The sequence below is a fragment of the Rhabdothermincola sp. genome, from assembly GCF_036846205.1.
Taxonomy (GTDB): domain Bacteria; phylum Actinomycetota; class Acidimicrobiia; order Acidimicrobiales; family Acidimicrobilacustridaceae; genus Rhabdothermincola.
Genome location: NZ_DAIUCK010000158.1, coordinates 1 through 4,059, shown reverse-complemented (window position 1 = coordinate 4,059; position 4,059 = coordinate 1). Strand labels below are relative to the sequence as shown.

The window sequence follows — 4,059 nt, the reverse complement described above, 5'->3', positions numbered from 1 at the left end:
CCACCTCCCCGCCCCCTCCCAACCGGCAGGCACAACGCGTGCCCCAGCACGCGTTTGACATGCCAGAACGCGAGAGGGGAAACGTGAGAGGGGATGGGTCTACGGGCTGGAGACCTGCTCGCGGGCCTGGTGGTAATCCCACCACACGACGTTCACCAGCATCGCTACCACGATGATCAGCCCGTTGAGGAACAGGTAGCCGAGTGCGGCCGCGGCGATGCCGAAGGTCCCGTAGGTGGTCGACAGCGACGCCACGTGCCGGGGTAACCAGAACGCGGTGTACGCCTGCAGCACGACCACCGCCGCCGCGCCCGCCAACGCCCCTGGCACCAGCCACGGCCAGGAGGTGGCTCGGCGGGGCATCATCCAGAACAGCGCCACGAGCAGGCCCGCCGTGAACACGGCGTTCACGGCCACGGCCATCAGTCCGACGACGATCCCGCTGTTGCGCACCGCGCCGAGCACCGCCAGCACGACCACGGTGAAGGTGAGCGCACCCGCCAGCTTCGCCGCCCGAGCCGCCCGGCGAGGTGGCGGGTCCGGCGGCAGCTCCCAGAGCTGGAGCGCTGCGTAGTGGAACGCCGAGAGCAGACCGGACGACGCGAGCACCAGACCGACCAGGGCCACAGCGGCCGCCTGCCACTTCGACGTGCGGCCATCGGCGATCGAGGTGCTGACCGCCTGGCGGAAGGCGTCCCCGAGCCGGTTACCGACCTCCTCCTCGACCTCGACGCCGCCGTCCTTGGCCACCGCGAACAGGGCGACGATCATGAGGGTCACCGGCAGCAACCACACGAAGATCCGAAAGGCCAGGTTCCCGGCCAGGGCGGTGCCGTTCAACCGCCGGTAGCGCCGCCAGAGGTCGGCCAGCATGACCACCGCCGGCCACCGGCGGTTGGCGATATCCGCGTAGAACGCCGCCCGGTCGCGGGCCGCGGCCCGGGCCCGGGCCAGGCGGGAGCGTTCCTGGGAACTGGCCAGGTCCGTCACCCTCGACGCACCGTCTTCGGGCCCGGTCGCTGCGGGCTGTTCGGCCATACGGGCGACAGTCTGCCCCTCGGACGGTCGCTCTCGGCGATCAGCCGTCGGTCGCCAGTGCCGAGTGCAGGAACCGCAACAGCTCCCGGCGCCGGACCGCCATCGACCGCAACGTCGGCTCGATCCCCACCGCCCGCAGGACCTCGACCTCCGTCGCCACCCCGAGCACGGTGGAGTAGACCGACAGCAGCAGCAACCGGGCATCACAGGTGCGGACCCGACCCGCGGCCATCTCGGCCTCGAGAAAGGCGGTGGCCCGGGCGACGAGGGGCTCGAAACGCTCCGTCAGCCGGGTGGCGACCGGTGAGCCGAGGCGGCTGACCTCCCGCAGCAGGCCCAGCAGCTCGGGCCGGCGCATGGCCAGGCGGAACACCGACCGCACGATCGCCTCCACCCGGGCGAACCCGTCGCCCGCACCCGCCACGGCGGCCTCGAGCGCGCTCGCCAGGTCGTCGGCCGCGCGGTCCACCACCGCGTCGAGCAGGTCGGCCTTGGTCGGGAAGTAGTAGAGGATGGTCTGCTTGCGCACCCCGAGGTCCACGGCCAGGTGATCGAGTGAGGTGGCCTCGTAGCCCTTGGTGCCGAACGAGGCCAGGGCGGCATCGAGCACCCGTTCACGGGTGCTCTCGCCGCGAGTGCCGGCGGGCGTCGCCACCGAGGCTTTGGCCATCACTTACCAAATGGTAGACAATGACCCCGTGATCCGTGACGCGCTCGCCGGCCGGCGCCTCTTCCTCACCGGCACCACCGGCTTCCTCGGCACGAACGTGCTCGAGCGACTACTCCGCTCGGTGCCCGACTGTGAGGTGGTGTTGCTGGTTCGTCCCGGCAAGCGCTCGTCAGTCGACCAGCGGGTGCAACGGGAGATCCTCAAAAACGACGCCTTCGACCGACTGCGAGCCGAGCTGGGCCGGGACGGCTTCGCCGACATGACCGCCCGCCGGATCCGAGCGGTGGCCGGCGACGTCGGTCGGGACGGCCTCGGTCTCGACGAGGAAGGCCGGGCGATCCTCGCCAGCTGCGACACCGTCATCCACTCGGCGGCCACGGTCTCGTTCGACTCACCGCTCGACACCGCGGTCGAGGTCAACCTCCTCGGTCCGGCCCGCCTCGCGGCCGTGCTCGGCGAGCTCGGCGCCACACCCCACCTGATCGCGGTGTCGACCTGCTACGTGGCGGGCAACCGGCGAGGGGCCGCGCCCGAGCAGCTCGTCCACGAAAGCCCCTTCTTCGTCGACGTGGACTGGCGGCGCGAGGTCGACGGCGCCCGCCGGGCCCGCCAGGACGCGGAGGCCGAGAGCCGCACCCCGCAGCGCCTGGCCGAGCTGCGGGCCCGGGCCCGGGCCGAGCTGGGCGCGGCCGGAGGTCCCCTGCTGGCGGAGAAGACCGAGCAGCTCCGGCAGCGCTGGGTGTCCGACCGCATGGTCGAAGCGGGACGGGCCCGAGCCGCCTCCCTCGGCTGGCCCGACGCCTACGCCTACACCAAGGCCCTCGGTGAGCGGGCCCTCGTCGAGACGCGGGGGGCGGTGCCGGTGAGCATCGTGCGGCCGTCGATCATCGAGTCCGCGCTGGCCGAGCCCCGCCCGGGTTGGATCCGCGGCTTCCGGATGGCCGAGCCGGTGATCATCTCCTACGCCCGGGGCCTGCTCAAGCAGTTCCCCGGCGTGCCCGAGGGGATCGTGGACGTGATCCCCGTCGACCTGGTGACCGCGGCGATCATCGCCGTGGCCGCGGAAGGGCCGGGCCCCGAGGAGCCGGACGTGATCCAGGTGGCGTCCGGATCGCAGAACCCCCTGCGGTACCGCCGTCTCGTCGACCTGGTGAGTGACTGGTTCGCGGAACATCCGCTCTACGACGCCAAGGGTCAGCCGATCGTGGTGCCCAAGTGGTCGTTCCCCGGCCGGGGCAAGGTGCAGGGCCAACTCACCAAGGCCAGGAAGACCCTGGAGAAGGCCGAACGGGTGCTCGGCGCGTTGCCCCTGCGGGGCAAGCAGGCCGAGCTCGGGGCCACGATCGAGGAGAAGCGAGAGGAGGCCGAGCGTGCCCTGTCCTACGTCGAGCTGTACGGCGCCTACGCGGAGTGCGAGGCGGTGTACGGGCTCGACCGGCTGCTGGCCATGTGGGATCGACAGACCGACGAGGACCGGCGCGACTTCTGCTTCGACCCCCGGGTGATCGACTGGGAGCGCTACGTCACCGAGATCCACCTGCCATCGGTCGTGGAACACGCCCGGGTGCGCACCACCCCCGGCGGGCGCACCGGGCCCAGCCGTGAGGAGCGCCTGCGAGCCCAGGTGCTCTCCCCCCAGCGACAGATGGCGGCGTTCGACCTGGAGAACACACTGATCGCCTCGAACGTGGTGGCCTCCTACGCCTGGCTCGCCACCCGTCGCCTCCCCCGCGACGATCGCCTCCGCTTCGTGGCCCGCACCCTGGCCGAGGCCCCGTCGCTGCTGGCCCTCGACCGCAAGGACCGCAGCGACTTCCTGCGGCTCTTCTACCGCCGCTACGACGGCGCACCCGTCGAGCAGATCGCTGAGGACGCGGCGGAGATGTTCTCCGCGCTCATCCTGGCCAAGTCCTTCCCGGCCGCGATCCGCCGGGTACGCGAGCACCGCCGCCTCGGCCATCGCACGGTGCTCATCACCGGGGCGCTGGACTTCGTGGTGAACCCGCTGCGGCCGCTGTTCGACGACATCGTGGCGGCCACCATGCGCACCGAGCGGGGCACCTACGTGGGCGAGCTCGCCAGCGTCCCCCCCACCGGCGAGAGCCGGGCCCAGGCGCTGTTCGACTACGCCGCCGCGACCGGCGTGGACCTGCGCGAGTCGGTGGCCTACGCCGACTCCACCAGCGACCTGCCCATGCTGGAGGCGGTGGGCTTCCCGGTAGCGGTCAACCCCGAGACCCGACTGGCCTCCCTGGCCCGCAAGCGGGGTTGGCTCATCGAGCACTTCGGCAAGGCCCCCGGCGCCCCCCGGGTGCTGATCCCCATCGCCCCCCGCCACAGGGGCGGCGTGG

General features: G+C 72.0%; 3 protein-coding genes. 1 reads left to right on the top strand and 2 read right to left on the bottom strand.

Going from position 1 to position 4,059, the window contains the following annotated elements:
- Positions 1-99 precede the first annotated feature (99 nt).
- Together V7004_RS15325 and V7004_RS15320 are read right to left on the bottom strand one after the other, a co-directional pair.
- Complete coding sequence (locus V7004_RS15325; RefSeq protein ID WP_334145088.1) at positions 100-1,038, bottom strand: YhjD/YihY/BrkB family envelope integrity protein; 939 nt, start codon at positions 1,036-1,038, stop codon at positions 100-102.
- A gap of 40 nt (positions 1,039-1,078) precedes the next feature.
- Positions 1,079-1,708, bottom strand: a complete 630-nt coding sequence (locus V7004_RS15320; RefSeq protein WP_334145087.1) for a TetR/AcrR family transcriptional regulator — start codon at positions 1,706-1,708, stop codon at positions 1,079-1,081.
- Between the two features lie 28 nt (positions 1,709-1,736).
- Between V7004_RS15320 and V7004_RS15315 the strand changes: the two genes are divergently transcribed.
- Positions 1,737-4,059 (top strand): HAD-IB family hydrolase (locus V7004_RS15315; RefSeq protein ID WP_334145085.1); only part of this gene is annotated, 2,323 nt, incomplete at its 3' end.

Bases quoted from the DNA above. Each gene is read 5' to 3' on its own strand.
- V7004_RS15320 (WP_334145087.1), bottom strand. From the start codon at position 1,708: ATGGCCAAAGCCTCGGTGGCGACGCCCGCCGGCACTCGCGGCGAGAGC.
- V7004_RS15325 (WP_334145088.1), bottom strand. From the start codon at position 1,038: ATGGCCGAACAGCCCGCAGCGACCGGGCCCGAAGACGGTGCGTCGAGG.